Consider the following 1,317-nt stretch of genomic DNA (forward strand, 5'->3'; position numbering starts at 1 on the left):
CGCGAGCATTGCTCCTATGTCAAGCCGCGGCGGGCTGGGGGGTGTGGTGGCGGGTTTGTTCATCGTTTCTGAGGTGGTTGTAGACGACTCGGGCCAGGCGTCGTTTGAGGCAGCGCAAAGCCTCTTTGGTGGAGTCACCCTCGGCGAGCCTTTTGCGGTAGTAGGCGTGTCCCGGGCTGTTGGTGAGGCGTGTTTGGGTCAGTGCGATGCGGTGCAGGGCGGCATTGAGTTGTCGGTTTCCGGCGCGGCTGAGACGCACCCGGCCGGCGGTGTTGCCCGACCAGACTGGGATGGGGGCCGTGCCGCTGTGGCATGCGAAGGCGGCTTCGCTCTTGAATCGGGCGATGCCGGCGGTTTCGCCGACGAGTTTGGCTGCGGTCAGCTCGCCGCAGCCGGGTAGTGCCAGCAGTTGTGGAGCTACTGCCTGCACAGCGTCGCTGATACGGGTGTCGAGGGCTTGAATGGCCAGGCTGAGTCGGATGATGTCGCCAAGTTCGTCGGTGGCCAGCTCAGCCACTAGCCCTTCTTGGGTGGCCAACCATGCGGCCAGGGTGGTCTGGGTTTTGGCCCGATCCAGTGATCCCTTCTTCGGCGCCTGGGCCGGGTCGAGTTCGTGGATCCGGCCCAGGAGTCTGTTGATGGTCGCAGTGCGTTGTCCCACAAGGTCTTCGCGTCGATCGACCAGTAGCTTGAGTTCGCGTGAAACCTCGTCGTGGGCAGCCACGGGCAGATCGGGGTGGCGAAGGACCGCCCGGGCCACCGCCAAGGCATCGATCGGATCGGATTTACCTGTCGTACGTGCTGCGGCGCGTTCATGGGCCATCAGTTTCGGGGCCACTCGCACGACCTTCTGGCCGGCCGACAACAGGTCGCGCTCCAGTCGAGCCGACAGATTGCGGCAATCTTCGATGCCCCACAGGAGGTCCTCGCCGAAGGTGGTCTTGGCCCAGGCCAACGCGGCTAGATGCCCTTCTGTCGTTGCTGGGACGACTTTCTCTCCGGCCGTGCGGCCTCGTTCGTCGACAGCGACGAAGGTGTGGGTGCGCTTGTGTACATCGGCTCCAAGAACCACCATGGACGGTGCCTTCTTTCATTCGTGATGGATGGGGAGAAGGTTGGGCCGACCGGTTGGACACATCTCAGTGGGGGCGATGCCACGCTCCTATCAAGTCACGCCGGTCGGTCCTTCCCATCCGGTGCCGGCAAAATGCTCGAAAGCCAGCCCCCCAAGGACGGCAGTGCGCGTCTGAACCAGGCACCAGATGAGAAGAACCCAACCACCGCAAACGCGGCCCCACAACCATCACACTGAGTGCG

Annotated in this window: 1 protein-coding gene; it reads right to left on the reverse strand. The window is 63.8% G+C overall.

Annotation, left to right across the window (positions count from 1 at the left end; genetic code table 11):
* Positions 1-19 precede the first annotated feature (19 nt).
* Positions 20-1,075: an IS110 family transposase gene (locus A5790_RS25015; RefSeq protein ID WP_066850481.1), complete on the reverse strand. Its 1,056-nt coding sequence runs from the start codon at positions 1,073-1,075 to the stop codon at positions 20-22.
* Positions 1,076-1,317 lie beyond the last annotated feature (242 nt).

The organism is Mycobacterium sp. 852002-51152_SCH6134967 (genome assembly GCF_001667105.1).
GTDB lineage: Bacteria > Actinomycetota > Actinomycetes > Mycobacteriales > Mycobacteriaceae > Mycobacterium > Mycobacterium neumannii_A.